This window comes from Streptomyces longispororuber, from assembly GCF_014656095.1.
Lineage (GTDB): Bacteria > Actinomycetota > Actinomycetes > Streptomycetales > Streptomycetaceae > Streptomyces > Streptomyces longispororuber.
Genome location: NZ_BNBT01000134.1, coordinates 1 through 25,525, shown reverse-complemented (window position 1 = coordinate 25,525; position 25,525 = coordinate 1). Strand labels below are relative to the sequence as shown.

Annotated in this window: 25 protein-coding genes and 2 pseudogenes; 16 read left to right on the top strand and 11 right to left on the bottom strand. The window is 73.2% G+C overall.

Going from position 1 to position 25,525, the window contains the following annotated elements; all coding sequences use genetic code 11:
* The first annotated feature begins 329 nt into the window (after window positions 1-329).
* On the top strand, window positions 330-800 hold the full coding sequence (locus IE330_RS30015; RefSeq protein WP_190139303.1) for a GNAT family N-acetyltransferase: 471 nt from the start codon (window positions 330-332) through the stop codon (window positions 798-800).
* Between the two features lie 169 nt (window positions 801-969).
* Here IE330_RS30015 and IE330_RS30010 read toward each other — a convergent pair whose 3' ends face one another.
* Entirely contained in the window at window positions 970-2,955 is a 1,986-nt protein-coding gene (locus tag IE330_RS30010; RefSeq protein ID WP_190139302.1) for a trypsin-like serine peptidase, read from the bottom strand.
* Between the two features lie 103 nt (window positions 2,956-3,058).
* On the opposite strand from IE330_RS30010, the gene IE330_RS30005 reads away from it, so the two are divergent.
* Together IE330_RS30005 and IE330_RS30000 are read left to right on the top strand one after the other, a co-directional pair.
* Complete coding sequence (locus tag IE330_RS30005; protein ID WP_190139301.1) at window positions 3,059-3,616, top strand: hypothetical protein; 558 nt, start codon at window positions 3,059-3,061, stop codon at window positions 3,614-3,616.
* A 355-nt stretch (window positions 3,617-3,971) separates the two neighbouring features.
* Entirely contained in the window at window positions 3,972-5,174 is a 1,203-nt protein-coding gene (locus IE330_RS30000) for an aromatic ring-hydroxylating oxygenase subunit alpha (RefSeq protein WP_190139300.1), read from the top strand.
* Here the strand turns inward: IE330_RS30000 and IE330_RS29995 are convergent.
* The gene (locus IE330_RS29995; protein ID WP_229926027.1) at window positions 5,171-5,665 is read right to left on the bottom strand and encodes a DUF6299 family protein; all 495 of its coding nucleotides are present in this window, start codon (window positions 5,663-5,665) and stop codon (window positions 5,171-5,173) included. The two genes, IE330_RS30000 and IE330_RS29995, sit on opposite strands and share 4 nt — an antisense overlap.
* A gap of 391 nt (window positions 5,666-6,056) precedes the next feature.
* Entirely contained in the window at window positions 6,057-6,971 is a 915-nt protein-coding gene (locus IE330_RS29990) for a helix-turn-helix transcriptional regulator (RefSeq protein ID WP_229926026.1), read from the bottom strand.
* A 110-nt stretch (window positions 6,972-7,081) separates the two neighbouring features.
* Here IE330_RS29990 and IE330_RS29985 point away from each other — a divergent pair, with 110 nt between their 5' ends.
* Window positions 7,082-7,873: an NAD(P)H-dependent oxidoreductase gene (locus tag IE330_RS29985; RefSeq protein WP_190139299.1), complete on the top strand. Its 792-nt coding sequence runs from the start codon at window positions 7,082-7,084 to the stop codon at window positions 7,871-7,873.
* Between the two features lie 85 nt (window positions 7,874-7,958).
* On the opposite strand, the gene IE330_RS29980 is transcribed toward IE330_RS29985, so the two are convergent.
* The 4 genes from IE330_RS29980 to IE330_RS29970 all read right to left on the bottom strand — a co-directional run bounded on the left by IE330_RS29980 (window position 7,959) and on the right by IE330_RS29970 (window position 11,210).
* Window positions 7,959-8,792, bottom strand: coding sequence for an oxidoreductase (locus IE330_RS29980; protein ID WP_190139298.1), 834 nt, complete (start codon window positions 8,790-8,792; stop codon window positions 7,959-7,961).
* A gap of 498 nt (window positions 8,793-9,290) precedes the next feature.
* On the bottom strand, window positions 9,291-9,686 hold the full coding sequence (locus IE330_RS40170; protein ID WP_444546238.1) for a zinc finger domain-containing protein: 396 nt from the start codon (window positions 9,684-9,686) through the stop codon (window positions 9,291-9,293).
* 528 nt (window positions 9,687-10,214) lie between these two features.
* A complete protein-coding gene (locus IE330_RS29975; RefSeq protein ID WP_190139297.1) occupies window positions 10,215-10,526 on the bottom strand; it encodes an EthD family reductase in 312 nt (103 codons plus the stop codon).
* A 99-nt stretch (window positions 10,527-10,625) separates the two neighbouring features.
* On the bottom strand, window positions 10,626-11,210 hold the full coding sequence (locus IE330_RS29970; RefSeq protein ID WP_190139296.1) for a carboxymuconolactone decarboxylase family protein: 585 nt from the start codon (window positions 11,208-11,210) through the stop codon (window positions 10,626-10,628).
* Window positions 11,211-11,355: 145 nt separating this feature from the next.
* Here IE330_RS29970 and IE330_RS29965 point away from each other — a divergent pair, with 145 nt between their 5' ends.
* The gene (locus tag IE330_RS29965) at window positions 11,356-11,652 is read left to right on the top strand and encodes a winged helix-turn-helix transcriptional regulator (RefSeq protein ID WP_190139295.1); all 297 of its coding nucleotides are present in this window, start codon (window positions 11,356-11,358) and stop codon (window positions 11,650-11,652) included.
* Window positions 11,653-11,710: 58 nt separating this feature from the next.
* Here IE330_RS29965 and IE330_RS29960 read toward each other — a convergent pair whose 3' ends face one another.
* A complete protein-coding gene (locus IE330_RS29960; RefSeq protein WP_190139294.1) occupies window positions 11,711-11,863 on the bottom strand; it encodes a hypothetical protein in 153 nt (50 codons plus the stop codon).
* A gap of 803 nt (window positions 11,864-12,666) precedes the next feature.
* Between IE330_RS29960 and IE330_RS29955 the strand changes: the two genes are divergently transcribed.
* The 4 genes from IE330_RS29955 to IE330_RS29940 all read left to right on the top strand — a co-directional run bounded on the left by IE330_RS29955 (window position 12,667) and on the right by IE330_RS29940 (window position 15,738).
* Window positions 12,667-12,870 (top strand): hypothetical protein, encoded by a 204-nt coding sequence (locus tag IE330_RS29955; RefSeq protein WP_190139293.1) that lies wholly within the window; start codon window positions 12,667-12,669, stop codon window positions 12,868-12,870.
* A 116-nt stretch (window positions 12,871-12,986) separates the two neighbouring features.
* Window positions 12,987-13,703 (top strand): hypothetical protein, encoded by a 717-nt coding sequence (locus tag IE330_RS29950; protein WP_229926025.1) that lies wholly within the window; start codon window positions 12,987-12,989, stop codon window positions 13,701-13,703.
* Window positions 13,700-14,647: a DUF6895 family protein gene (locus IE330_RS29945; protein ID WP_190139291.1), complete on the top strand. Its 948-nt coding sequence runs from the start codon at window positions 13,700-13,702 to the stop codon at window positions 14,645-14,647. Before IE330_RS29950 ends, IE330_RS29945 begins: the two co-directional genes overlap by 4 nt.
* Window positions 14,629-15,738, top strand: a complete 1,110-nt coding sequence (locus IE330_RS29940; RefSeq protein WP_229926024.1) for a serine hydrolase domain-containing protein — start codon at window positions 14,629-14,631, stop codon at window positions 15,736-15,738. The genes IE330_RS29945 and IE330_RS29940 overlap by 19 nt, the downstream gene beginning before the upstream one ends.
* A 41-nt stretch (window positions 15,739-15,779) precedes the next feature.
* On the opposite strand, the gene IE330_RS29935 is transcribed toward IE330_RS29940, so the two are convergent.
* Entirely contained in the window at window positions 15,780-17,177 is a 1,398-nt protein-coding gene (locus tag IE330_RS29935; RefSeq protein WP_190139290.1) for a serine hydrolase domain-containing protein, read from the bottom strand.
* Between the two features lie 128 nt (window positions 17,178-17,305).
* Between IE330_RS29935 and IE330_RS29930 the strand changes: the two genes are divergently transcribed.
* The 4 genes and pseudogenes from IE330_RS29930 (at window position 17,306) to IE330_RS29920 (ending at window position 21,440) form a co-directional block, all read left to right on the top strand.
* Window positions 17,306-18,001: a TetR/AcrR family transcriptional regulator gene (locus tag IE330_RS29930; protein WP_190139289.1), complete on the top strand. Its 696-nt coding sequence runs from the start codon at window positions 17,306-17,308 to the stop codon at window positions 17,999-18,001.
* A gap of 403 nt (window positions 18,002-18,404) precedes the next feature.
* On the top strand, window positions 18,405-19,685 hold the full coding sequence (locus tag IE330_RS29925) for an alpha/beta hydrolase family protein (protein WP_229926023.1): 1,281 nt from the start codon (window positions 18,405-18,407) through the stop codon (window positions 19,683-19,685).
* A 40-nt stretch (window positions 19,686-19,725) separates the two neighbouring features.
* A pseudogene (locus IE330_RS39300) lies at window positions 19,726-20,169 on the top strand (transposase); the annotation flags it as partial.
* Window positions 20,170-20,666: 497 nt separating this feature from the next.
* Entirely contained in the window at window positions 20,667-21,440 is a 774-nt protein-coding gene (locus IE330_RS29920; RefSeq protein ID WP_190139288.1) for a polysaccharide lyase family 7 protein, read from the top strand.
* Between the two features lie 98 nt (window positions 21,441-21,538).
* Here IE330_RS29920 and IE330_RS29915 read toward each other — a convergent pair whose 3' ends face one another.
* Both IE330_RS29915 and IE330_RS29910 read right to left on the bottom strand, forming a co-directional pair.
* Window positions 21,539-22,030, bottom strand: a complete 492-nt coding sequence (locus IE330_RS29915) for a phosphatase domain-containing protein (RefSeq protein ID WP_190139287.1) — start codon at window positions 22,028-22,030, stop codon at window positions 21,539-21,541.
* Window positions 22,027-22,714: pseudogene (locus IE330_RS29910) on the bottom strand (helix-turn-helix domain-containing protein). The gene IE330_RS29915 and the pseudogene IE330_RS29910 overlap by 4 nt, the downstream one beginning before the upstream one ends.
* A gap of 88 nt (window positions 22,715-22,802) precedes the next feature.
* On the opposite strand from IE330_RS29910, the gene IE330_RS29905 reads away from it, so the two are divergent.
* The 3 genes from IE330_RS29905 to IE330_RS29895 all read left to right on the top strand — a co-directional run.
* Entirely contained in the window at window positions 22,803-23,435 is a 633-nt protein-coding gene (locus tag IE330_RS29905) for an SAM-dependent methyltransferase (protein ID WP_190139286.1), read from the top strand.
* A gap of 348 nt (window positions 23,436-23,783) precedes the next feature.
* Entirely contained in the window at window positions 23,784-23,987 is a 204-nt protein-coding gene (locus IE330_RS29900; RefSeq protein ID WP_190139285.1) for a cold-shock protein, read from the top strand.
* A gap of 86 nt (window positions 23,988-24,073) precedes the next feature.
* Window positions 24,074-25,525: DEAD/DEAH box helicase (locus IE330_RS29895; RefSeq protein ID WP_190139284.1), on the top strand; the 1,452-nt coding region annotated here is incomplete at its 3' end.

Here is a 25,525-nt window from a genome sequence, read left to right as displayed (position 1 = left end):
ACGGCAGCGTCGCCGCGAGGGCGGCCGCCGCCACCTGGAGCACGGTGCGCGCGGTGCCGCCGCCCCGACGCGACGGGCCTCGGGGGCGCCGCACCCGACCCGCTCGGCCGGGGCGGGCGAGAGGGCACGTGGTTCCGGGTTGCCGTCGCATGGCGCTCAACTCCTGTGTCGTGGCGGGTTCCTGGCAGGGACGACGCTAGGTCGCCCACCCGGCCGGAACCATCCGGCCCGCCCCCCGCCCGAGGGTGGCGGCACCGCCACCCCGAGCGCCCCACACGCCCCCCCCACACCCCTTGTGGTAATACTCAGAAAGGCATTAGGGTACTTACATGTCTTCTATACGTCAGGCCGTGGAGAACGACGTCGCGGAGCTCGTGCGCCTGCGGGCGCTGCTCTTCGAGGACCTCGGCGGGGAGTTCTTCAACCCCGCGTCGACGGACCAGGGGTGGCGGCACGAGCTCGCGCTCGTCCTCAAGGACCAGGTGCGGTCCGAGAACATACGCATCCTCGTGGTGGACGGCGACGACTGCCTCGCCGCCTGCGGCTTCGGCACCATCGAGCAGTGGCTGCCGGGCCCGCACCTGCGCAACGGCCGCGTCGGACACGTCCTCGGCGTGGTCACCGACCCCGCCTACCGGCGGCGCGGACACAGCAGGGCGATCCTGAACGGGCTCCTGGACTGGTTCCGTGAGCGGGAGGCCGCCCGCGTCGACCTGCACGCCTCGCGCGAGGGCGAACCGCTCTACCGCGACCTCGGATTCACCGACCACCCGGACCCCGCCCTGTGGCTGCGCCCCTGACGAGGCGCCCTCCGACGAGCGGTCTCCGACGGCACGGCCTCCGACGACGCGGCCACGGGCGCACGGGCCGCGCGTGCGGTGCCCGTCGGACCGGAGAAGGGCTCTTCCCCGCCGCGGGGAAGAGCCCTTCCGTCGTCGCCCGTTCAGGCCCGGCGGGTGCCGTGCCGCGTCACGCGGGCGGGTACACCAGCGTGATCTCCCGGTTCAGACCGGTCTCGTCGGCGTCCGGGTACATCGAGACCTCGCCGTCGGACCAGCGGACGAGGAAGTCGTCCGGGTGGCGGTTCTCGGTGTAGTCACCCGCGCCCAGGACGGTGGCGTGCGTCCAGAGCCGGTTGGGCTTCTTGACCTGGACCTCGCCGTGGAACCCGCCCTGGTCGATGTCCTTGTAGAGCGTCAGCTCGCCGTCGGTCCAGCGCACCATCAGGTCGTACTGGTCGTTGCCCGTGAAGTCGCCCGAGGTGATCGTCGAGGCATGCGTCCAGGTGCCGTTCGGCGCGGCGAGCTTCTTCTCGCCGTGGAAGCCGTCCCGGTTGACGTCCGTGTACAGGGTGACCTCGCCGTCGGACCAGCGCACCATCAGGTCGTCGGTCCACTTGTTGGAGGTGGTGTAGCGGCCGCCGGTGATCGATGTCGCGTGCTTCCAGAGGTCGTTGGGCTTCTGGAGCTGGACCTCGCCGTGGAAGCCCTTCTCGTCGACGTCGGGGTACAGCGTCAGCTCGCCGTCCGTCCAGCGGACGATGAGGTCGTCCCGGTCGGCGCCGGTGAAGTCACCCGCCGCCATGGTGGCGGCGTGCTTCCAGGTGCCGTTGGGCCCGGTGAGGCGGATCTCCTTGTCGAAGTTGTCGCCCTCCTCGCCGGCGCCCCGGTAGAGGGTCACCTCGCCGTCGGACCACCGCACGACCAGGTCGGAGTAGTCCCACTCCCCCGGGTTGCCGTCGGTGAAGTAACCACCGGCCATGACTTCGGCGTGCTGCCAGGTGGAGGCCTTGCCGAGCACGCCGCGCCCGGCGGGCGGCCGGTTGTTGACCGCGTCGTCGTACAGCGCCTTGGCGTCGCCGTCGAGGTACGAGCTGTAGGAGATGTCGTCCTTGTCGCCGCCGGTCTTCCAGCCGCCGATGACACCGATGAGGCCCCAGCCGCTGCCGCGCTTGACGAGGAACGGGCCGCCGGAGGCGCCGCCCGAGTACTTGTCGCAGGCGATCCGCAGGAAGCTGCCCGGGATCTTGGGGTCGGTGCTGTTGTAGCGGACCGTCTTGTCCGTGCAGTCCAGCGGGCGCTTCTGGTTGGCCGGATAGCCGATCAGCCGGACGGGGTCGTGCTCGTAGCCCGCGTTGATCATCAGTTCCGCGCCGCCGACGACGTCCTCGACGTTCTTGCCGCCGCGCGGTTCGAGCTGGAGGAAGTTGAAGTCCAGGTCGGCCGCGGCGTCCGGGCCCTTGGACAGGTAGCGCTTGTCGACGTAGATACGGCCCGGCTTGACGGTGAACGCGCCGTGCGGCTTCTTGCCGTCGTCGTACTGCGGGACGAAGGCGAGGTTCTTGCGGGCGTCCTGGTCGTCGAAGCAGTGCCCGGCGCTCATCACGAGGTTCTTGCCGGGGCTCTGGACGACCGTGCCGCCGCAGAAGCGGCCCGTGTCGGTGCCGTCGTTCCAGAAGAAGGTGCCGACGATCGGCAGCCCCTCGAACGGGCGGCTGGCCGCGCGCGTCCGGACCGGGGCCGCGGGCTCGCCGCGCAGGTCCTCCTCGACGGGCTCCGCGGCCCGCATGCGCGCCGGGGTCCAGTACGCGTCGGCGTCGGCCGGCGTGAAGCCGCGCGCGTCCTCATCCCCGTGGGCGGGAACGGGAGTCGGCGGGACGGTGGTCGGCGCGGCCTCGCGCGGCGCCTTCCCGCCCGGCGCCTTCTTGCCCGAGGCCTTGTCGCCCGACGCCTTCTTGCGCGGGGCCTTCCGCTCCGGTGTGGCCTCGTCCGACGGGGCGGTGGCCCTGCCCGAGGGGCGCGTGGCCGTACCGGCCGCGGACCGCTCCGCCGCGCCGCTCGACGCGGTCGTCCCCGACGGCCCCTGGCCGCCGGGATCCGCGTACGCCGGCAGACCCGGCAGCAGGATCAGGGCCGCGGCCCCCGCCGCGGCGGCCAGCGCTCTATGGACGTGCATGGTCGAATCCCCCACTCACATGAGACGCGAGTCACGCCTTGTGGCGTGAATGCGTCAAGGTCAGCCATGATCGTATGACCGGTACGGACCAAGGGATGGCAAAATGATCGACTTCAGGCACTCGTCCGTACGGTGGGGAGTTGCCGCAATTGCCACGCCGGTGCTGCTCCTCGGCCAGGCGGGCACGGCGCACGCCGAGCGGCTGCCGTTCCCGGGGCGCGGGTACGCGTCCGTCGGCGGCCCGGCCGGTCCCGGGCAGCTCGTGGACCTCACCGTCAAGGAGCGGCCCGGGAACCCGCGGCCGACGGCGGTGGACGTCTCCAGCCCGGCGCTGACCGCCGGCACGGCGCTCGGTGACACCGGGCGGGCCTGGGTGGGCGCGGGCCGGATCAAGGACGGCATCAGGCCCGGCACGTACCCGGTGACGTTCACGCTGCGCCACAAGGACGCGGACTGCGTGACAGAGGAGGACCGGGAGTACGTGTGCGACTACCCCTCGATCACCCTGCGCGCCGACGTGAAGGTCACCGCGCCGGGTGAGGCCGCGGCGGACGATGACCAGGGCCTCGGCTTCGGCACCGGCCTGGCGGTCGGCGCCGCGGCGGGCGCGGGCGCGGCGCTGCTCGTGGGCACGGTCGTCGTACGCCGCAGGAGGGCGTGACCTCGGCGGACGCCGGGCGTGACCTCGGCGGAGGCGCGGACCGGGGCGCGAAGGGCCTGACGGCGCGGCCCCGGGGGCCTCGGCGGGGGGCGCGGCCCGAGGCCGGGAACGTGCGGAGGCCGCGGACGTGCGGGAAGCCGCGGACCTTCGGGGGCCGGGGCGCGGCGGGAGAGGGAGGCACCGTACCCGCGCCGTCGGCGCGTGCCGTCGGCGGAGTGAGCGCTGGGCACCAGGTCCCAGATCACGTAAGTCCGCTCATTCGAAGGATGTACCCCTATGTCGTCCCCGGCGTCGATCCACCGCCGCGTCCGCCGCCGGAGCATGGAAGCAACCCTTCGGACCAGGCGGTGACACCATGCTGCACGACGGCCTCCACTCCCTCCTCGACGAACTCGCCCGCGTCTCCGCGCTCCCCCTGGAGCGCGGCGAGACCCTCCCGGCGCGGGCCTACACCTGCGAGCGCTTCCACCAGCTCGAACAGGAGCGCGTGTTCCGTGCCGACTGGCTGTGCGTCGGCCACGTCAGCCAGGTCGCCCGGCCCGGCGACTACCTGCGTACGGACGTCCTGGGCGAGCCCCTGGTCGTCACGCGGGACGAGCACGGCGACCTGCACGCCCTGTCGCGCGTGTGCCGCCACCGCTTCATGGACGTGCTGCCGCCCGAGACCACGCCGGAGCAGGGCTCCCTGAAGCGCCTCACGTGCCCGTACCACACGTGGACCTACCGGCTGAACGGCGAGTACGTCGGCCAGTTGGCCGGGGCGCCGCTGATGAACAAGGTCGACTTCGACCGGGCCGCGTGCCGGCTGCCCCGCTACCGGCTCGAGGTGTGGAACGGGCTGCTCATGGTCAACGCCAACCCGTCCGCGCCCCCGCTCGGCCCGCAGCTCGGGCGGCTCGACGCCGTCCTCGCGCCGTACCGTCTGGCGGATCTCGTCGTCGCGTACACGGCGACGTGGGAGAACGTCCCGGCGAACTGGAAGGTGGCGTTCGAGAACGGCTCGGAGAACTACCACCACATGGGGACCCACGCGAACAGCCTGGAGCGGGTGGTGCCCGGCAAGGACACGGTCATCGAGGAGTGCGACCCGCGCGGCTACAGCATGTTCACGCCCTTCGCCGCCGACCTGCCGACGGCGCCGGACGAGGACGGCGTGCCGCCGGTCGGCGCCCTGATCCCCGGCCTCGGCGAGCGCGAGCTCTCCGGCCTGCGGGTCGCGGGCCTGTTCCCGAACCTGGCCCTCGCCCTCGTCCCGGACAGCGTCACGCTCCTGCGCTGGGTGCCCACCGGGCCGACCACCCACGACGCGCTGGCCACCGTGCTCGTCCCGGCCGCCGCCCAGGAGCAGCCCGGGTACGAGGCGTACGTGGCGGCCTCGCGCCGGCAACTGGAGCTCATCCAGGGCGAGGACCTGGTGGCCGTACGGGGCGTGCAGCGCGGCCTGGCGACCGGACCGGCCCCGTCCGGGGGGCGGTTCTCGCACCTGGAGTGCCCGCTGTGGCAGTTCCAGCGGTACCTGGCGGACCGGCTCGTGGGCGCCCCGGTGGCGATCGCCTAGCCGCGCCGGTCCCGCACCTCCTCGCGGGAGAGCGTGCGCGGCACGGCCGAGCCGTCCCCGGCGGGGCGTTGGAGGACGATGCGCGCCTCCTCGGAGGCGAGCGGCTGCGGGATCGGCAGACCGCTGCTGCTGTTCAGCCTCATGAGGTGGGCCCGCACGGTGGCGGGGCCGGGCCGGTAGACGGAGCCGGTGACACGGCCGGAGTGGGTCCACGCGTGGACCCGGCCGTCGCAGACGGCACGCGTGCCGCCGCCGATGCTGATCGTCACGTTGTTCTGGGCGAGGCTGCTGCTGACGAAGACCAGGCCGGGGGCGGAGGTGGGCCCGCAGCGGTAGGTGCCGGAGAGCGTGATGGTGCCGTCGGTGGCGACCGTGCCGGTGCCGTTCACGGTCAGGTCGTCGGCGAGGCTCGCGTGGGCGGGGGCCGCGGCGGCGAGGCCCGCGACGAGCAGGGCGCTCGCGGCGGCACCGAGGGCGGGACGGACGCGCATGGCTGGCCTTTCGGGGTGGGGGGCCGGGGTGGGGAATGCCGTGGCCAGGGATACCGGAGCCCGCCACCGGCGGCCCGCACCCTCACCCGATCGGGGACGAGTCCCGGGCCGTGGGGCGCAGCGCGCCGCGCCACGGGGCGGTTCCGGTTGCCGGGCGGTGGGCCGGGTGTCGCGTGTTGCGTGTTGCGTGTTGTGTGTTGCGTGTTGCGTGTCGCGTGTCGCGTGTCCGCAGGGTGGTCCCGCTCACCGCGCGGCGCGCTCCGCCCCGGGGACCGGTCGGTGTACGGGGGCCGCGCCGCCTCGGCTCCGGCCCCGCGCCCCCGGCCCCGTCAGGGCCCCGGCCCCGTCAGGGCCCCGGCCCCGTCACGAGCCCGTCGGGGCCCCGCCGAACTCACCGCCCTGAGCTCACGGTCTCCGCGAGCCGCGCCAGCGCCCGGGCCTCCCCGCTGCCCTCCGGCGCGCTGAACACGTGGACCACCAGGCCCGTCTCTCCCGGCGCCGCCGGTACGTGCAGCGTCTCGAAGTCCAGCGTGAGCAGTCCGGCCACCGGGTGCCGCAGCCGTTTGCGGCCCGCCTCGCACATGACGACCTCGCCGCTGTCCCAGATGCGCCGGAACTCCGTGCTGCGGCCCGCGAGTTCACCGATCAGCGCGGCCAGCTCCGTGTCGTCGGGGTGGCGTCCCGCGGCCACGCGGAGCTGGCCGACGGCCTCGGCCGCGCGCGGCTCCCAGTCGGGGAAGACGTCGCGCGAGGCGGGGTCGAGGAAGAGGAACCTCGCGTTGTTCGGGTCGCGGCGGCCGGGCTCGCCGAGGCCGCCGAGGAGTTCGGCGCCCAGCGCGTTCCAGGCGACCACGTCCACGCGGGGGTTGGTGGCGAAGGCGGGGAAGCCGGTCAGGGAGTCGAGCATCCGCCGCAGCAGCGGACTGACCGGCAGTCCGGGCACGGGGCCGCGCCGCACGTCGGCCAGGGTGACGAGGTGGGCGCGCTCGGCGGCGTCGAGGCCGAGGGCGCGGGCGAGCGCGTCGAGCACCTCCGCGGACGGCCGGGTGGCGCGGCCCTGTTCGAGACGGACGTAGTAGTCGACGCTGATGCCGGCGAGCTGGGCCAGCTCCTCGCGGCGCAGCCCGCGCACGCGCCGTCGGCGGCCGCCGGTGATGCCGGCGTGCTCCGGCGTGACGCGCCCCCGGCGGGCGCGCAAAAAGTCGCCGAGCGCCCGCTGGGTGTCCCCCACTCCCTCGACAAGCGCGCCTCCGCCCCCGTCCCCGCCACGTTCAGGGGTGCGCTCCATGTGATCCACGCCGTTCATGCGTTCCAGTATGGGTTCCAGTATGGGTGGCCCTGGCAGTACCAGGACCGGCGGTCCGCCGGTCGCACAGGGTGCTGGCTGCCCGGGGCCGTCCGGGAGAGCGTGGGCGCATGAACGCGACCACCCCGCAGCCGAAGAAGATCCTCGTCGTCAGCGCCCACCCCGAGCGCCGCTCCCTGAACGCCTCCCTCACCTCCTTCGCGGTCGAGCACCTGCGGACCGCGGGCCACGAGGTGCGGGAGTCCGACCTGTACGCGATGAAGTGGAAGGCGACGGTGGACGCCGACGACTTCCCGGACCACGGCCCCGGCGAGCGGCTGCGCGTCATGGACGTCTCCGAGCGGGCCACGCTGGCGGGCCGGCTGGCGCCGGACATCGCGGCCGAGCAGGAGAAGCTGCTCTGGGCGGACGCCGTGGTCCTGCAGTTCCCGCTGTGGTGGTTCTCGGTGCCCGCGCTGCTCAAGGGCTGGATCGACCGGGTCTTCACCGCCGGGTTCGCCTATGGCCCCACGCTGCCGCCGCCGTACAGCGAGGGCCCGCTGGCGGGGCGGCGCGCGCTGGTGTCGGTGACGGTCGGCGCCCGCGCGACGTCGTTCTCGGACCGGGGCGTCCACGGGCGCCTCACGGACGTCCTGCACCCGCTGCAGCACGGCCTGTTCTGGTTCACCGGGCTGCGGCCGCTGGAGCCGTTCGCGGTGTTCGGCGCCAACGCCCTGTCCGAGGAAGGGTCCGCCGCGGCCCTGGAGGCGTACGCGCACCGGCTCGACGGCCTCTTCACGGACGCGCCGGTCCCGTTCCGGACGCTGGTCGGCGGCGACTACGACCACGACATGCGGCTGCTGCCGGGGGTGGAGCGGCCGGGGACGAGCGGCCTCGACCTGCATGTGCGGACGGGTGACTGAGCGGGCCGCGTACCGCCGTCGCGGGGACCGCCGGGGCCCTCGGCCGTACCGTCGGCCGGGAGCCCCGCCGGTCCCCCGCGGCGGCTCAGCTCTCGAAGGCGGTGTCCCGTGCCGTCTTCTCCCAGGTCACCAGCTCCGTCCGCACAGCGTCGAGGTGGCCGAGCAGGGCGTCCACGGCGTCGCTGCCCAGCGGCAGCCGCAGCGGCGTGTCCTCCGCCTCCAGGGCGGCGAGCACGGCGGCCGCGGCCTTCGCCGGGTCGCCGGGCTGCTCGCCGTCGCCGCCCTCCACCATGCGGCGGGTGGCGCCGACCGTGGCCTCGTAGTCCTCGTCCTCGATCCGGCCGCTGCTGCTCGCGTTGCCGAAGAGGCCGGTGCGGAAGGCGCCCGGCTCCACGACGAGGACCTTGATGCCGAGCGGGCGGACCTCGTCGGCCAGGGCCTCCGACAGGCCCTCCAGGGCGAACTTCGTGGCGCTGTACGCGGAGAACCCGGCGAACGAGAGCTGTCCGCCCACGCTGCTGAGCTGGACGATCGCCCCCGACCTGCGGGCCCGCATGTGCGGCAGGACCGCGCGGACGAGCTCCGCAGGGCCGAAGAAGTGCACGTCGAACAGGCTCCGCAGCTCGGCGTCGGTGGTCTCCTCGGTGGCGCCGACGTGGGTACGGCCCGCGTTGTTGACCAGGACGTCGATCCGGCCGTGGCGCGCGACCACGTCCTCGACGACGGCCCGGCCCGCCGCGAGGTCCGTGACGTCGAGCGCCACCGCCTCCACCCGGTCCGGGTGCGCGGCGACCAGGTCCTCCAGCGCCTCGGGGCGGCGCGCGGTGGCCACCACGACGTCCCCCGCGGCGACCGCGGCCTCGGTGAACGCCCGCCCGAAGCCACTGTTCGCCCCCGTGATCAGCCATATCCTGTCCATGCCGACTCCCCTTGTCCGCTGTGGTGTTGACCGGTGGCGACGGGCACTCGCCCCGTCGCGGTGATCACTCTGCCGGTGGACCGGGCCCCCCGTCCAGGATCTTCCGTGACTGCCGGGGGCGGGAGGCGTCCGCGGCACCGCGATACCGCGTCGACGGGGACCGGGGAGTCGTACGTCCCTCATCCGTGTCGCCGGACGACGCGTTCGTGCTCACGCAGCAGGGGCAGCACCCGGGTGTAGAAGATCCGCATCTCCTCCCAAGTACCGGCAGGCGCGGAAGCGCCGGGACATCGTCGAGACCAACCCGCGGATGGGCGGCAGCCTCGTCAACGCCGGCGTCGCCGACCGCGGTTCGCTCACCGGTAAGCAGCCTGAGCTCCGCGGCAGATGTCGGGCACGGCCCGAAGAGGTACCGGGTGACGTACGAGTCGCGTATCGGGCGCCGGTGCGGGCGCTCCGCCCGCTGAACGGCACGCCCACCGCAGGAGGCCGCCCGGCTCATGCCGTCGGCCGGACGAGGCCGTCGGGCGGGCCGTCGTCGGCGGAGACCGCGCAGGGGGCAACCGGCCCGGCACGCCGGTCTGGACGGGCAGCGAGCCTGGTCCCGCGGACAGGACGGACAACGAGCCGTGGCGACTGAGGGGCGCTGCCCCTCAGTCGCCACGGCCTTCGGGCGCCCGCCGTGCCCATCTCCCACGCGCGGCCGGGGCCACGATCGGCCGGGGTGCGGACTTCGAGCGCGGCGCGGAGCTGGGGGACGAGCGTGAAGCGCGGGGTGTGGTACTTCGGGGCGACCTTGCCGCCGCGGGTGCGGCAGGTGCTTCCGGCGGGCACCTCAGACGTGCGGCAGCCTAACTGTTCGACGACGGCGTCCGGTTCGGCGAGCTTTGGCATGTCGCAGAAGCTATCGCGAGGGGCTTTGTGCGAAAGCTGTTCTGCGAGAGGTTATGAGAACGAAGATCAGGGGCAAACCGGATACGGCCCGGCGGGAGTCCGTGATCTCTCAGAACTGCTCATGTGTGAGAGCCGCGGACCACCGCCAACCCGCTGACCCGGGTCGTGATGCCCGCCGGCCTGCGTCGGGCCGAAGCGAGCACGCCGGCCGGTCGTCCGAGGGTGTCGCCTGCGCAGGGCGCGGCGATCCGTGACGCGTCGGTCGGATGCGGGTCGTCCGCCGGTGAGCCCGAGCGCGGCGACGATCGCGGCGCGCTCGTCCGGTGCCGGGTGACGCAGCGCGTCGAGGCCCTGGTTGGACCACACCTCGATGCCGGCGGGGCGGCGGATCGCGACGGTGTCGCATGTGCGCTCACCGGTGTGTTGGCGGTCGTTCAGCTCGCTCAGCGCGGTACGGGTCAACCGGGCGTAGCCGGGACCTGGCCACTCCGGCACGCTCCGAACGCGTCCCGGAGCGTTCCGGCCGGCTCAGCCGGTGCCGTCCCGCACCGGATAGTCGATGACGACCACACCGCCGGTGGCGTAGTTGGCGACATCGGCGGCCAGCCGCCGGCCTTGCGGCGACGACCGCGCCGCGGCCAGGGCGGCGGCGTCAGCGAAGTCGGCCTCGAAGACCGCGAAGTACGGTGCTTCTCCGTTGGTCGCCGCCACGTCGAAGCTGTAGCGCCACGCAAGCAGGCCGGGCCAATCCATGACCAGTGGCAGGTGGTTGTTCACGTAGTAGTCGCGGAAGTGGTCAGGGTCGACGGGCTTGGGATAGAGGACCACCGTCTTATGCATGACGGCCTCACGTCCAGACCAGGTCGGCGGGATCGGCATACAGGACCACCAACCGATGCATGACGACCTGTCGCGCCTCGGAGTGCTCCCGGGCAGTGCTCATCGGTTGGTCCTGGTCGTGATGGGGAGGAAGTCGGCGAAGCGAGGCGCGCCGGGCTCGTGCGGCACGCGCGTGGCGCGCGCGGCGAAGCTGACGGCGTGGTACCACCCGCACAGCAGAAGCAGATCGAGCAGCTCAAGCTCGTCGAAGACCGACGCGAGCCGTGTCCACAGCGCGTCGTCGATGTCGGAACGCTCGTGCAGCGCATCAACAGCGAGGATGAGCAGCCGTTCCCTCTCGGACGTCCAGCACTCGCCGGCGGAGCCGCCGTGCACCAGGGATGCCGCCTGCTCGCGGGTGAGTCCGACCCGCTCGGCGAACGTCATCATGTGCACGCCCCACTCGTACTCGCAGCCGCACAGCGCACACGTCCGGTCGATGACGATCTCGCGTTCCCGCATGGTCAGGGTCAGCCGTCTGCCCAACTCGTAGCGACCCCACCCGTGCATGGCGTCGGCCATGGGGATGTTTCTGGCGAACATCCGGAACAGCCCGATCGGCGGGGCGTCCCCGGGCATCATGCGCGCGAGCAGTGCGCCGGCCTGGTCGGTGTACGGCGGCTCCAGCAGGGCTATCCGCGACATCGGCTCTCCCGTCGAGTTCGTTTCGAAATCAGAAACGCCTAGTGGATGCTAGTGTTTCGAATAACGAAACGCAAGGGCTAGGAGGAGCATGCCGACACCGCGCCCAGGAACACCGGTTCGTGGATCGACGACCGGCCGTCCCCTCATGGCCGCGATGGACCTGTTCGGCCGTCGGTGGGCGCTGCGGATTCTCTGGGAACTGCGTGCGGGTCCGCTCGGCGCCCGCGCGCTGCTGGCACGGTGCGAAGGGCTGTCGTCCAGCGTCCTCTACCAGCGGCTCCGAGAACTCGCATCGAGCGGGATCATCGCCCCCTCGGCCGACGGCTACGAGCTGACTCGGCTGGGGACAGCGCTCCGTGACGCCCTCCGTCCGCTCGACGAATGGGCGATCACCTGGGCGCAGGAGCAAGGACACAACGACCAGGAGCCCACGGAGACGTGAAGGTCACGCCCGGCCAGGTGGAGCGGTGATCTGACGGCCGCCGACTCGGGACACGGGCTCACGCGGCCCGCGAGAACCCCTCGGCTGCCGGCTCGTCGCCGCGCAGAAGGGTGAAGTCGACGTCCAGCTTCGGGTCGTACGCGTCAGGCTGCATGCCGAGCTCGCCCTGTTCCGGCCAGTGGAACATCCGTCCGACCACGGGAACATCCACGTCCTGCACCCCGAAGTCCCGAGCCGGGCGCCGGAGACAACACGTGACGGAGGCCACAGCCCAGCGGTGTCACGGTCGCGGGCCGGGAGGTGTCCCATGGGCGCCCGCGACGAGAGGAACATCGTCATGAAGGCCATGATCGTGTGCGTGTCCGTGGCGCACGGCAACACGCGGAAGGTCGCCGACGTGAGGGGACAAGCCCTCCATGCCCCCGTCGTCACCTCCGAAGAGGCCGAGGTGACCGAGCTGTTGGCCTGCGACCTCGCGGGTTTCGGTTTCGCGTACGGCGTTCACGTTCGCCACCAGCGGGTTCCCCGAAGCGCCGCTCCGGCCCTTCACGCGCCCCCTCGTCCAGCTCCTCGAACACAAGGACTTCGAGGCGGCCGCCACCTTCTCCTGCCGCGCGCGGGACACCTGGCTGCCGTTCAAGCCCTTCGGCGGCATCAGGAAGGGGCGCCCCGACGCCGACCTGGAGGCGGCGCGTACGTTCGCCGGGGGGGCTGCCCGCCCGGATCCGCTCCCGGCCCCGGCGCGCCTGACGAACCCCGCACGGCACGCCGGAAGCACCCGTCGTGCGGCGCCGGAAACCGGGCCCCCGCCTGCTGACACGCCATCACGCGAGGCCTCCACCACCGCTTCCGCCCCTGGAGCCGCCCGGGACGCGCGGACGCCCGGTCGCACGGGCGAGCACACGTGGGCCGCGCTCTAAATATTGCGATTATGTCCACTTTCGCGCTACTTTGGGATAGTTGCGGGGGGGCACCATGGCTTTGGTGAACGTCATCTGATCGAGGGAGCACATCATGCGTGCCGAGACTCTCCAGACCACCGGCATCACGCTCGACGAAGAAGCAGTCTGCCTGGTGGTGGCCCAGCCCGAAGCGCCGCTCAGCGACCCGCCGATCCCCATGGGAGCCGGTGAGGGATCGGGAGCGCTTGCGCTGGGACTGGGACTCCTGCTCTCGCCCAAGGAACCGAAGGAGCCGAAGGAAACGAAGCGCCGGTGACATCCGAGCGCTCACGGACCGCTCACAGCGAATCGGCTGACCAGTTGGCCCGCCGCGCCCTTGACGCCCTTCGGGGCGCCGGGGGCGCCTGTGTTGCCGCCGCCCACCTCGACGCCGTGGAGGACGAGAGCGATCGTCCCGTGGCCCTGGGCGCGGTGCGCGTCCTGGGAGCCGACGTCCTGGCCCCGTATGTACTGACCGGTCAGGACATTCCGGCCGAGGAGCGGGACGCGCTGGAGCTGGCGCTGAGTGCCCTGCCGCCCGTCCGGACCCCACCCGCCGCGCCGCCCGCCGGGCCCGCGCCGGCCTGGGTGACGGCCTGGGTGACCTGGGGACTGGTCACGGCGTACACGCGCCTGACCCCCACCGACGCCCCGGCGGCAGCGGCCGCGCTTCCCCCCGGCCCCGCGCGCTGCGACGACACCGCGCCGCGCCGCGCGGCGTGGCCGGCCGACGGTGGCCGTACCACGGCGGAGGCGGCGGGTACCGGGGCTGCCACCCGCGAAGGCCTCCAGGAAGGCTGGGTCACCTGGTCGGTACGCATGGGGCAGCTCGCCTCGCTGGCGCTGCCCGGCCTGGACGGGCCCGTGCACGACGCCGCGCGGTCCAGCCCCCTCGCCCTGGCGCGCGGCGCCACCCGGGCCATGCTGCGGCGGGACTTCCCCACCGCCGCGCGCATCGCCCGCTGGCTGGCCTGGCTGCACGCCGAAGGAGTCCCCCTGCCCCTGGCGCCCGCGCCCCTGACGGACCACATCGGCCTGCACGGCGGGGGCGGGCGCACGGACCTCGACACCGCGATCGCCCATCGACTGCTGAGCCTGAAGCCCGTATGAGCAACGCTTTCGCGCGTACCGCGCACGACATCGGATCCCGCGCCCTGACCTGGCTGCACACCCACCGTGCCCACGGGGCCCTGTCCCCCTCCGTCCGCGCCGAACTCGGCCGCGACGCGGACGCGTACAAGACCGTCGGCGAGCTGACGCTCGCCGCCTCCCTGGTCCTGCGCGGCGGCGTCGCCGGGACCACCGAACTTGCCCTGGCGCGTGAGCTTCTGGAGCACTGCTGGCACCAACTGGGCGACGGCAGCCTGCTGTACGAGCGGCTGCTGCGCCACCCCCTCACGACCGACGCCATCGAGACCTACGCCCACTTCGCGCGCAGCGGTTACCGCTTCCCCGAGTTGGAGCGGCTGATCGCGCACACGGTGGCACTGCGCTCCACGCACGCCGTGGAGCACGTGCCCAACCGCCGGCTCGCGGTGGCCAACGCGGCCCGCGTCATCGGCCTCGACACCGGCCCGGGCGCGTACGACTGGGACGGTCTCACCCGGGCCACCTGGCTCGGCGCCACGCCCGAGCCCTGGCACATCGACTGGCTGACCGGCTACTCCGTCACCCACACCGCCTTCCACCTGACCGACTGGGGCCGGCTGCCCGGCGGCCTGCCCGCGGACATCGCCACCTACCTCACGCACTGGCTGCCCGTCTGGACCGACATCTGGGCCGAGGCCGGGCACTGGGACCTGATGGCCGAGCTGATGATCGTGGGCGCCTGCCTGCCCGAGCCCTGGACCGAGGCCGCCGACTGGCAGCGCCTCGCGGCCGTCCAGCACGAGGACGGGCTCGTGCCCCGCGACGCACAGCCCGTGGACGACGAGGACGACGACGATCCGGCCCGGCGTTTCGACGCCCACTACCACCCCACCGTGGTGGCCGCCGTCGCCGCGACCACCGCGCTCACGCGCGCGCTGGACGCCCCGTGGCAGCCGGGGTCGTGATGGCCGGTCCGCCGTCCGCCCCGGCCACCGCGCGCGCACCGTCCCCCGACGGGCACGGCCCGGCACAGGCGCTGCTGGCCGCGGCGCCGGGGGCCAGCGCCGTGGCCGTCGGCCTGTACCGGCGCGGGCAGCGGTCGTTCGTCGTCCGCGGCACCACGGCCTTCGGCGGCGGGGCGCCGGTGGACCCCGCCACGCGCTTCGAGACCGGGTCCCTCACCAAGACGTTCACCGCGCTACTTTTCGCCGAGCTGGCGGCCCGGGGCACGGTCGCCCACGACGACCCCCTGGCGCGCCACCTGCCGCCCGGCACGCGGCTGCCCGCCGGCGGCGCGGGCATCACCCTCACGCACCTGGCCACCCACACCTCGGGCCTGCCCCGGCTGCCTCCGGGCCTGCGGCGCACCGCCGGGCCCCGGCTCCTGACCGCCCCCTACGCCCACTTCACCCGCGCCGACGTGCTGCGCGCGCTGTCCCGCACCCGGCTGCGGTTCCGCCCGGGCGACGGATGGCGCTACTCCAACTTCGGCGTCGGCCTGCTGGGGCACGCCCTGTGCGGCGCGGCGGGCGGCCTGTCGTACGCCGACCTCCTCGCGGCCCGGGTCCTGCGGCCGCTGGGGCTGCGCGACACCAGCGCCACGGTGTCCCCGCCGCCGGGCCTCGCGCAGGTCACCGGCTACCGGCACCGCCGCGCCCGCCCCGCCTTCGGCATCCCGGGCCTGCCCGGCGCGGGCGCCGTGCGGTCCAGCGCGCGCGACCTGCTCACGCTCACCGAGGCGCTGCTCGACCCGGGCACGGCGGTCCGCACACCGCCGGACCCGCTGCGCGCCGCCCTTGCGGACGTCGTCCGCCCCCGGCTCCGGCTGCCGCGCCGCCCCAGCCGGCTCGCCCTGATCTGGAACATCCGGTCCCGCCCCGACGGCTCGGACCTCTACCACCACTCGGGCGGCACCCCCGGCTGTACGGCCTTCGCCGGGTTCAGTCCGCGCCACGACGCCGCGCTCGTCGCCTTCGCCAACTGCGCGCCCGGTCGCGGCAACCACCTGATCCAGGAGGCGTACAACACGCTGGTGGCCCTGACCCGCCGGGCGTGACGCCCCGCGCCACCGCGTGCGTACCCGCTCACCCGCCGGGCTCAGCGCGGCGTCGCCACGGCCCGGGGGAAGAGCCGCCCGCCGAGGTCGACGCCCGTGACCGCCCCCGCGTCGTCCCGGTGGAAGACGCCGCGCTCCCCCTCCAGGCCGCCCTCGACCACGAGGTACTCGTCGCCGTCGCCGGGCAGGAACCCGATGGCCGCGGCCGGGTGGCCGGGCGGCATCCCGCCGTCCGCCGCCTCGCGGACCTCCGGCCTGATGTCGACCGCCAGGGTCAGGCGGCTGCCGTCGGTGGCGACGTCGAGGCGCAGGGCGTCGGTCTCGTAGCGGCCGACGACCTGCCGGGCCCGTCGCTCGTCGTACGGGACGGGCTCGGGCGTCCTCTCGACCACGCCGAGGTGGTGCCGGAGGGCCCACCGCACCACGGACCGGGTGAAGGGGTGCCCGCCGGGGCTCGCGTTGGCCAGGGCGACCACGGCGAAGCCGTGCTCCGGCACGAGGAGCAGCTCGGCGGACTGGCCGTTGCCCGCACCGTCGTGACCGGCCCCGCGCACGACGCCCGAGCCGTCGGCGCGGTCGAGGGCGCGCAGGTACCAGCCGATGCCCACGCCGTCCCCGAGCGAGCTCGCGCGCAGGGCGACCGTCCGCTCCCGCATGCGGCGCAGGGCCTGGGCGGGCAGCACGCCCTCCCCGTCGCCCAGGTGGAACCGCGCCCAGCGCAGCAGGTCCCTCGCCGATGAGGCGAGGCCGCCGCCGGGGTTGTCGCCGCGCGCGCCCTCCGGGAACGCGCCCCAGGGCCGGGCGGGCCGCGGCGCGCCGTCCTCACCCCGGTGGTGGCCCACCGCGAACGGGCGGACCATCACCTCGGCCAGGCCGTACACGGTGTCCGGCAGGCCCACCGGCTCCAGGACGAGCGCGGCCATGGCCCGCTCGAACGGCAGCCCCGTGACCTTCTCGACGATGCGCCCGGCGAGGTTGTACCCGGCCTGGCTGTAGGACGAGCGGGTGCCGGGCGGCGCGACGATCCCGAGCCGCGGCAGCGCGGCCACGAAGCCCGCGAGGGAGCGGTCGCCCCTACCGTCGTCGATGAGGTTCCAGTCGAGGCCCGCGGTGTGGTTCAGCAGGTTCCGTACGGTGATCCGCTCCGCGGCCCGCTCGTCGGCGAGCCGGAGCTCGGGGACGTGGTGCCGCACCGGCGCGTCCAGGTCCACCGCGCCCTCCGCGGCCAGGCGCGCCAGGGCGGTCGCGGTGAAGGTCTTGGACACCGAGGCCACGTGGAACAGCGTCCTCTCGTCCACCGGCCGCGGGGCGGCGAGGCTCGTGACGCCGTGCGCGGCGTAGGTCTCCCTGCCGTCCAGCAGCACCCCCACGGCGGCGCCGGGCACGCCGTGCTCCCGCGCCCGTGCCGCGACGGCCTCCGACAGCTCCTCGTGTGCCATGAACGCTTCCTTCCACTGTGCGTACCGCCGACTTGAACTAAGTACAGGAAGGTACGCAAGCAGACTCTCGAACAAAGTGCAAGAGGGGACCTGAACTAAGTGCGAGCGGCACGGCTAAGGTGGCGGCCATGCCGCGTGACACGCTGACCGCAGAACGGATCGTCCGGGCCGCCGTCGAGCTGCTCGACGACGAGGGCCTGGACGGCCTGAACATGCGCGCCCTGGCCCGGCGGCTCGGTACGGCTCCCACGGCCGTCTACTGGCACATCAAGACCAAGGACGAGCTGGTCCGGCTCGCCGGTGACGCGGTCTGGGACGAGGTCGAGCAGCCCGACCCCGACGCCACGGACTGGCGGTCGGCGGCCACCGCCCACGCCACCGGCCTGCACGCCATGCTCACCCGGCACCCGTGGCTCGGCCAGGCCTTCGGCAGCCACCTCATGCACGGCCCCGGCAAGGCCCGCCACGACGACGCCGCCCTCGCCCTGTACGAGAAGGCGGGTTTCGACCCCGCCGACGCCGACCGGGCGGCCGCCACGGTCTTCGTCCTCGCGCTCGGCAGCGCGCTCGGCCCCGCCGCGCACGTCTCCCTGACCCGCAAGCTCGGCAGGAACGGAGCGCACGCCGAGGAGCTGATGGCCGAGGCCATGGCGCGCGCCACCGAGACCGCCGAGCGGTACCCGCGGCTGCGCGCCCGCCTCGGCCCCCCGACGGCCGCGCGGTACACCGCGGCGCCCGACCACACCTTCGAGTTCGCCCTCCAGGCCGTGCTCGACGGCTTCGAGGCCCGCCTGTCCGCCGGGCGGACGGAACGGGGGGCCTGAGCGGCGCGCCGGGGTACGCGGGACCATCCCCGCGCGGGGCCGCCCTGCGGGGGCTGAGGGGCCCCGGGCCTCCCCTCAGCGGCACGGGCCGGACCGTACCGGCCTGGAAGCCGTTCGTGATCCCCGGGTGGTCTTGTGCGATCGACCCGGCAGTAGTCGTGGGTTGCTGGGGTCACAGGGGTGCGGCAGAAGCATTGCGGAAGGGGCGGACCCACCTGCGCCTTCGCTGTGTCCGCCGAGTACGTCACCAAGCCGCGGGCGACCCCAGTTCACCATCACAGGACCGGTGCTCAGGGGGGCTGCCTCTCCCTCACTCCCGGGGGTGTGCACCAGTGCGTCCAGCACCGCTTCCGATGAAGGCTGACCTCACGTCGGACCAGCCCGAGTTGAGGGAGAACATGCCGTGCCCGTCGCTCGAACCCCGCACCGCCACTGGCGAGTCACCACAGCTGCCGTCGCCGCCACGATCCTCGCCGGGGCGGGGGCCGTCAGCGCCGGCGCCGAATCACGGACGTCCGCCGCGCCCTCCTCCAACGCCGCTGCCCAGCGCGGCGCCCTGCTCTCCGCCGAGTTGCTCTACACCCTCACATCGGCCAAGGACTCCGCGGCCGAGCTCACTGCCTCCGGGTACGATCCCGGCGCGGCCCGCCACGGCGTGGACGCGTACCGACTCACCTACCGCACCATCGACGCCAAGGGCCAACCCACCACCGCCAGCGGCCTGTTCACCATCCCGCGCGGGACCCAGGGACGTCTGCGGACCGTCTCGTTCGCCCACGGCACCGGCGTCCATCGCATCGACGCGCCCTCGATGCAGCGAAAAGTGTTCCTGACCAGCCCCTCCATCACATACGCCTCCGCGGGCTTCGCCACCGTCGCACCCGACTACCTGGGCATGGGCACAGGCCCGGGCAAGCACCCCTGGATGGACGTGCCGTCCGAGGCCACGGCCTCTCTCGATCTACTCCGTGCCGCCCGCCAGTTCACAGCGCGCACCGGACACACCCTGGACCGTGACGTCCTGGCCACCGGCTTCTCGCAGGGCGCGTCGGCAGCGCTCGGGCTCGGCAGAGCCCTCCAGGCGGGCGCGGACCGGTACTTCCGGCTCGGCGCCCTCGCCCCCGTCAGCGGGGCCTACGACTTCGGGGGCGCGGAGATCCCGGCGCTGCTCGCGGACGACAGTGAGCTGGAGCCGAGGTGGGGCGTGGTCTACGCCGCGTACACCTTGGTCGCCTTCGACCGCGTTCACGATGTGTACGACAACCCGAGCGAGGTGTTCCGCGACCCTGCCGTGGAGGAATTGTTCGACGGCATGCACACCGGCCCGCAGATGATCAGCGCGCTGCCCCGTACGCTGGACGAACTGCTGACGCCGTACGGGCGCGACCTGCTGACCCGGCCCAAGGGCGGCCTCGCAGCCGGGCTGCGGGGGACCGACAGCGTGTGCAAGGACTGGAAGCCCAAGGCGCCGATCCGGCTCTACATGGCGCAGGGTGATGAGCAAGCGACCGTCCGGAACACGGCCAACTGCGCTGCGGCCTTCCAAAAGATGGGAGCCGGGGTGTCGGTTGTCGATCTCGGCGCCGTCGACCACCAGAAGTCACGGCACCTCGGCTCGAACGTGCAGGGAACGGCACGGGCGGTGCGCTGGTTCAGCTCGCTCCGCACGGGCAGCATCCGCTGAGCTTGTTCTTTGGCCTCTGACCTCGAACAGCGTGTCGCCGCGCCGGGTCAGGCTGCTGCCGCAGCCATGGGCAGCGGACGAGCGGCTCGTCCGTGCGGTCGATGTGACCGACTGGCTGCGGCCGGACGCCCCGTGCAGCGCGGGCCGCCTGTTCTGCCACGCCTACGGGCGCAACGGACGCTCCAGCGAACAGTCCGTTCCCGGTCGGCCGTACTCGTGTGTCGCCGCCCTGGTTACGGGACGCACCTCGTGGTGCCGGCTGCTGGACGCTCTCCGCCCCGACCCTGACGATGACGTCGCCGAGGTTTCCACCTGGCCAATTCCTTGGGTGGCCGACCGCCCGAGCACGGCGGAGAGTTGCGCCTCGCCGGGCACCCTCACTCGCCTCCAGGTCGACCACCTGCCCAGGGGCCAGGACCCGCTACCCGTGTGGCTATGGCCCTCCAAAACCGGCATGACGAGCGCGGACGTCGACCTGCGCTGGTAGGCATTCCTCCGCAGATTCGACCTTGAACACACGCTCAGAATGATCAAGCAGACACTCATCCGGCCACCCGTTACGGTGTCAGCAATACGACCAATCGCGCCGAGTCCATCACTGAACGCAACCAACGCATAAGCCGTAAACCACAAAGAACAAGCCTAGAGGGCGATTTGTCCCGACGGGATTGTTTGGTTCGAGGTTGAGATGTCGCGGCAGTTCAGAAGTGAGCGTCACCGGTGTAGCCCTGAGGCACATGGCGCCAAGCAGAACAGTACAAACACGACCTCCCATCGCGCGTTACCAGGGCGGTGTCCACGCGCAGCGGCGGTCATCAACTGCCGCTTCTGACAGGGGAGTTGCACCGGCTACTGTACGGAACAATCTGGTCGGCAACACCGGCGGTACGCGACAGCGCTTCGGTGGCGCGTACGAGCCCTCGCGCCCCTGCTGACTGCTCAAGAAGGCATCCGACAGGCAACCGTAGGGAAGCAGGAAACATGAGCCGAACTCACAAGATCGCCACGACGGGCGTGGCCACGCTTTCCGCCCTGGCCGCCATGACCGCTCCCCTCCTCACCGCGGGCCCAGCCACTGCGGCTGCCCCGTGCGACTACCCCGCTCAACAGCTCGACCTGACCAACTGGAAGGTAACCCTGCCCACGGGGGCCGAGGAGTCGCCCACCGAGATCAAGCAGCCGGCGCTGGCCACCTTCTCCTCGGACCCGTGGTTCAGAGTGAACTCCGCCTGTACCGGCGTGCAGTTCCGCGCCGCCGTCAACGGGGTGACCACGTCGGGATCCGGCTACCCGCGCTCTGAGCTGCGCGAGATGACCAGTAACGGCACCGCGAACGCCGCATGGCCCGCCACCTCCGGTACTCACACCCTCACCTTCCGGGAGGCTTTCAACAAGCTCCCCGCCGACAAGCCGCAGGTCGTCGGCGCTCAGATCCACGACGGCAACGACGACGTCACGACGTTCCGTCTGGAGGGCACCAGTCTCTACATCACTAAGGGCGACGACGGCCATCACAAGCTGGTAACCAATAGCTACGCGCTGAACACCGTCTATGAGGGCAAGTTCGTCGTGAGCGGCGGCAAGATCATGGTCTACTACGACGGCGTCCTCCAGACGACCATCTCGCACACAGCGTCCGGGAACTTTTTCAAGGCCGGTGCCTACACCCAGGCCAACTGCGGCAACTCCTCTCCGTGCGGTAGCTCCAACTACGGGCAGGTGAGCGTCTACAAGCTGCAGGTCGCCCATTCCTGAGTCGGTTCTTCAACCTCAGCTTCGGGAGGGCGGTTGGGAACCTGCCGGGCTGTCGGAGACCGATGCGACCGTGGTGCGCGCGGGGTGGCCCGCGTCGTTCAGGTGCGGCCCTCGCGCTCCTGCGCGTCCTTCAGTGCCGTGGACGTCCGCCGCGCCCAGCGCGCCCGCACCACCGTGAACCCGGCCCGCTCGGCGTCGTCGCACACCAGCTCGTCGTCGTCGACGAGGACCCGTACCTCCCGCTCGCGCGCCAGGCGTCGCAGGATCTCCAGCTTGGTGCGGCGCGCGGGCCGCCGGTCGTGGTCGCGGCGCATCCAGATCCGGCCCTCGGGCAGCCGCTGCGCGGCCAGCCAGGCCTCCGTGTCGGCGCGGCAGCGCTCGGGCCGCCCCGTCAGGTACACGACCTCGCACTCCCGGGCGCTCTCCCGCGCGAGCGCGATGCCGCGCTCCAGCGGCGGGTCCTGCGGCGCCGCGGCGAAGAAGGCGTCCCAGTCACGCGGTCTGCGCTCCAGGAAGCGCTGGCGGTGCGCGGTGTCGGCGAGGGTGTTGTCGAGGTCGAACACGGCCAGCGGTCTGTTGTCGTCCGTCACGTGATCAGCGTAGGGAAACCCGGCGGCCCGCGCCGAGCGTGCGCGGCGTCCCGTACGCCCCCGCCGGGTCGGCCCCGGTCTTCGCCGCACGCCGCCCGGCGGCCGGGCGGCGTGCGCAGGTGCGCGCGGGTCCCCTGCGGGCCGAACAGGACGAGGAGCTCCACCGGGCCGCCGTCGGCGCTGCCGAGCCAGTGGGGCAGGGAGGTGTCGAACTCCGCGGCCTCACCGGCCGCCGGCGTCAGGTCGCGCTCGCCGAGCAGCAGCCGCAGGCGGCCGGTGAGCACGTACAACCACTCGGAGCCCTCGTGGGTCCGCGGGTCCGGCGCCGCCGGTTCCGGCCGGGCGGGGATGATCATCTTGAACGCGTGGGTACCGCCCGGCGGCCGGGACAGTGGGATGAGGACCATCCCGAAGCGGTGGATCGGCTTCGGGTGGATCCGCGGGTCCCCGGTGCGCGGGGCGCCGACGAGGTTGCCCAGCGGCACGCCGTAGGTCCGCGCCGGCGGGAGCAGCAGCTCCAGGGTCGCCTTGCGCTGCCCGCTCTCCAGCCGGGACAAGGTGCTCTCGGACACCCCGGTCACCCCGGCGAGGTCGGCGAGGGTACGGCCGCGCGCGGCGCAGCGCCCGCAGCCGGGGCCCCACCGAGCCGAGGACGTCCTGCGTCACGCGGTCCACACCGGGCATTTTGCCAAACCCGCAAGCTGCCGTGCCAGGGCGCGTCGGGACGAGCAACACTGCGACCCACCGACGCCCCGACCGAAGGAGCCCTCTGATGAGCAGTACCGACCCGGTCGTGTTCTGGGACGGCGTGTACGCGGCCCGTACCGCGGCCGCCGACCCGCGGCCGAACGCCCGCCTCACCGAGATCGTCACGGAGCTGGACCCCCCTGTCGGCGACGCGCTCGACCTGGGGTGCGGCGAGGGCGGCGACGCGCTGTGGCTCGCCCGCCGCGGGTGGCGGGTCACCGCCGTCGACATCTCGGCCGTGGCGGTCGAGCGGCTCACCGCCCTCGCCCGCGCCCACGGCCTCGCCGACCGGATCGCCGCCGCCCGGCACGACCTGGCTGCCTCCTTCCCCGAGGGCGCCTTCGACCTCGTGTCCGCCCACTACCTGCACACCCCGCTGGACCTGGACCGGGCGGCGGTGCTCGGCAGGGCCGCCCGCGCGCTGCGTCCGGGCGGGCGGCTGCTGGTCGTCGACCACGGATCGACCGCTCCGTGGTCGTGGAACCAGGACCCCGACGTGCGGTACGCGCCCCCGCGCGAGGTCGCCGCCGGCCTCGGCCTCGACCCGGCGGCATGGACGGTCGAGCGGGCGGACGCGCCCCGCCGGACCGCGACCGGGCCCGACGGGGACACCGCCGAGGTCACCGACCACGTCCTGATCGTCCGCCGCGCCGCGTGACGGGCGGTACGCCCCCCGCGAGGAGACGCCCCGCCCCGGGGCCCGCCGGGCCCCGTCCGGGCCCCGCCCGGTCCCGTCCGGGCCGTGGCGGGGCCCGGACGGCGGCCGGGGCGTCCGACCGACGTGGTCGGCGCCCTGCCGGGCTCCCGACGTACGTCTGACGCGCGCCCCGACGTCCGCCCGGCGTCCACCCGACGCGCGCCTGGCGCGCGTGGTAAGATTTTTCTTGTTGCAGTTTTGGTACCCATGAACCTATGTGCGCCTGACGGGAAATGTTTCTCCTGCAGGCGCATGTTTTGTTTTTCCGGCTTCTCCGGATGGGGCCTCTGCCTACCGAAGGAGTTAGTCATGGCACAGGGAACCGTGAAGTGGTTCAACGCCGAAAAGGGTTTCGGCTTCATCGAGCAGGACGGCGGCGGCCCCGACGTCTTCGCCCACTACTCGAACATCGCCGCGCAGGGCTTCCGTGAGCTCCACGACGGTCAGCGCGTGTCCTTCGACGTCACGCAGGGCCAGAAGGGCCCGCAGGCGGAGAACATCGTCCCCGCCTGACGACCGGACGCGTATCTGCTCGCCGGGGTCCGCACCGTCATGGTGCGGACCCCGGTTTGTGCCGTTTCCAGGAAGGCAAACACCGCATGTCCCGCAGGTCCCAGAAGCCGAAGCCGAAGCAGCGGACGTCCGCTGCGTCGTCCGCCCCGGCGCCGCGCGAGTTCCGGCTGCCGGAGAACACCACGCCGGCACTGCCCGCCGTCGAGGAGTTCGCCGCACTCGACATGCCCGCGGCGCTGCTGAAGGCCCTCGCCGCCCAGGGGGTGACCACCCCCTTCCCGATCCAGGCCGCCACGCTGCCCAACACGCTGGCCGGCCGTGACGTGCTGGGGCGCGGCCGCACCGGCTCCGGCAAGACCCTCGCGTTCGGCCTCGCGCTGCTGGCCCGCACGGCCGGACAGCGCGCGCAGTCCAAGGCGCCGCTCGCGCTCGTCCTCGTCCCCACCCGGGAACTCGCCCAGCAGGTGACGGACGCGCTGACGCCCTACGCGGCGGCGGTGAACCTCCGCCTGGCCACCGTGGTCGGCGGGCTGTCCCTCACCAAGCAGGCGGCGACGCTGCGGCGCGGTGCCGAGGTCCTGGTGGCGACCCCCGGCAGGCTCAACGACCTCGTCGAGCGCGGGGACTGCGTCCTCGGCGACGTGGGCATCACGGTCCTCGACGAGGCCGACCAGATGACCGACATGGGCTTCCTGCCGCAGATCACCAAGCTGCTCCAGCAGGTCAGGACCGACGGCCAGCACATGCTCTTCTCGGCCACCCTGGACCGCAACATCGACCGGCTGGTGCAGCGGTTCCTGACCGACCCCGTGGTGCACTCGGTGGACCCGTCCGCCGGGGCGGTCACCACCATGGAGCACCACCTGCTGCACGTCCCGGACGAGACCGACAAGAAGGCCGTCACCACGCGCATCGCCGCCCGCGACGGCCGCGTCATCCTCTTCCTGGACACCAAGCGGTCCGCCGACCGGCTCGCCAAGCGGCTGCTGTCCGTCGGCGTCCGCGCGGCGGCGCTGCACGGCGGCCGCTCCCAGCCGCAGCGCAACCGCACCCTGGAGCAGTTCAAGAACGGCCAGGTCACCGCGCTGGTCGCCACGAACGTCGCGGCCCGGGGCATCCACGTCGACGACCTCGACCTGGTCGTGAACGTCGACCCGCCCGCCGACCACAAGGACTACCTGCACCGCGGCGGCCGCACGGCCCGCGCCGGCGGCTCCGGCACGGTGGTCACGCTGGTGCTTCCCGAGCAGAAGCGGGACGTGACCCGGCTCATGTCGGACGCGGGCATCCGCCCCCGGACGGCCCGCGTCACGTCGAGCGCCGAGGAGCTGGCCACCATCACCGGTGCCCGCGAGCCCTCCGGCGTGGCCGTCACCATCGAGGTGCCGCAGCCGACGCCCCCGGCGACCGCCCGCCCGGACGGGAAGAAGGGCGCGGGGGCCGGCGGCCGCTCCCGGCGCGGCTCGGGACGCCGGTCGAAGCCCCGTACGGCCACGGGCGGCGCCACCGGCGGCACCGGCACGGGCGGCCGTGACGGC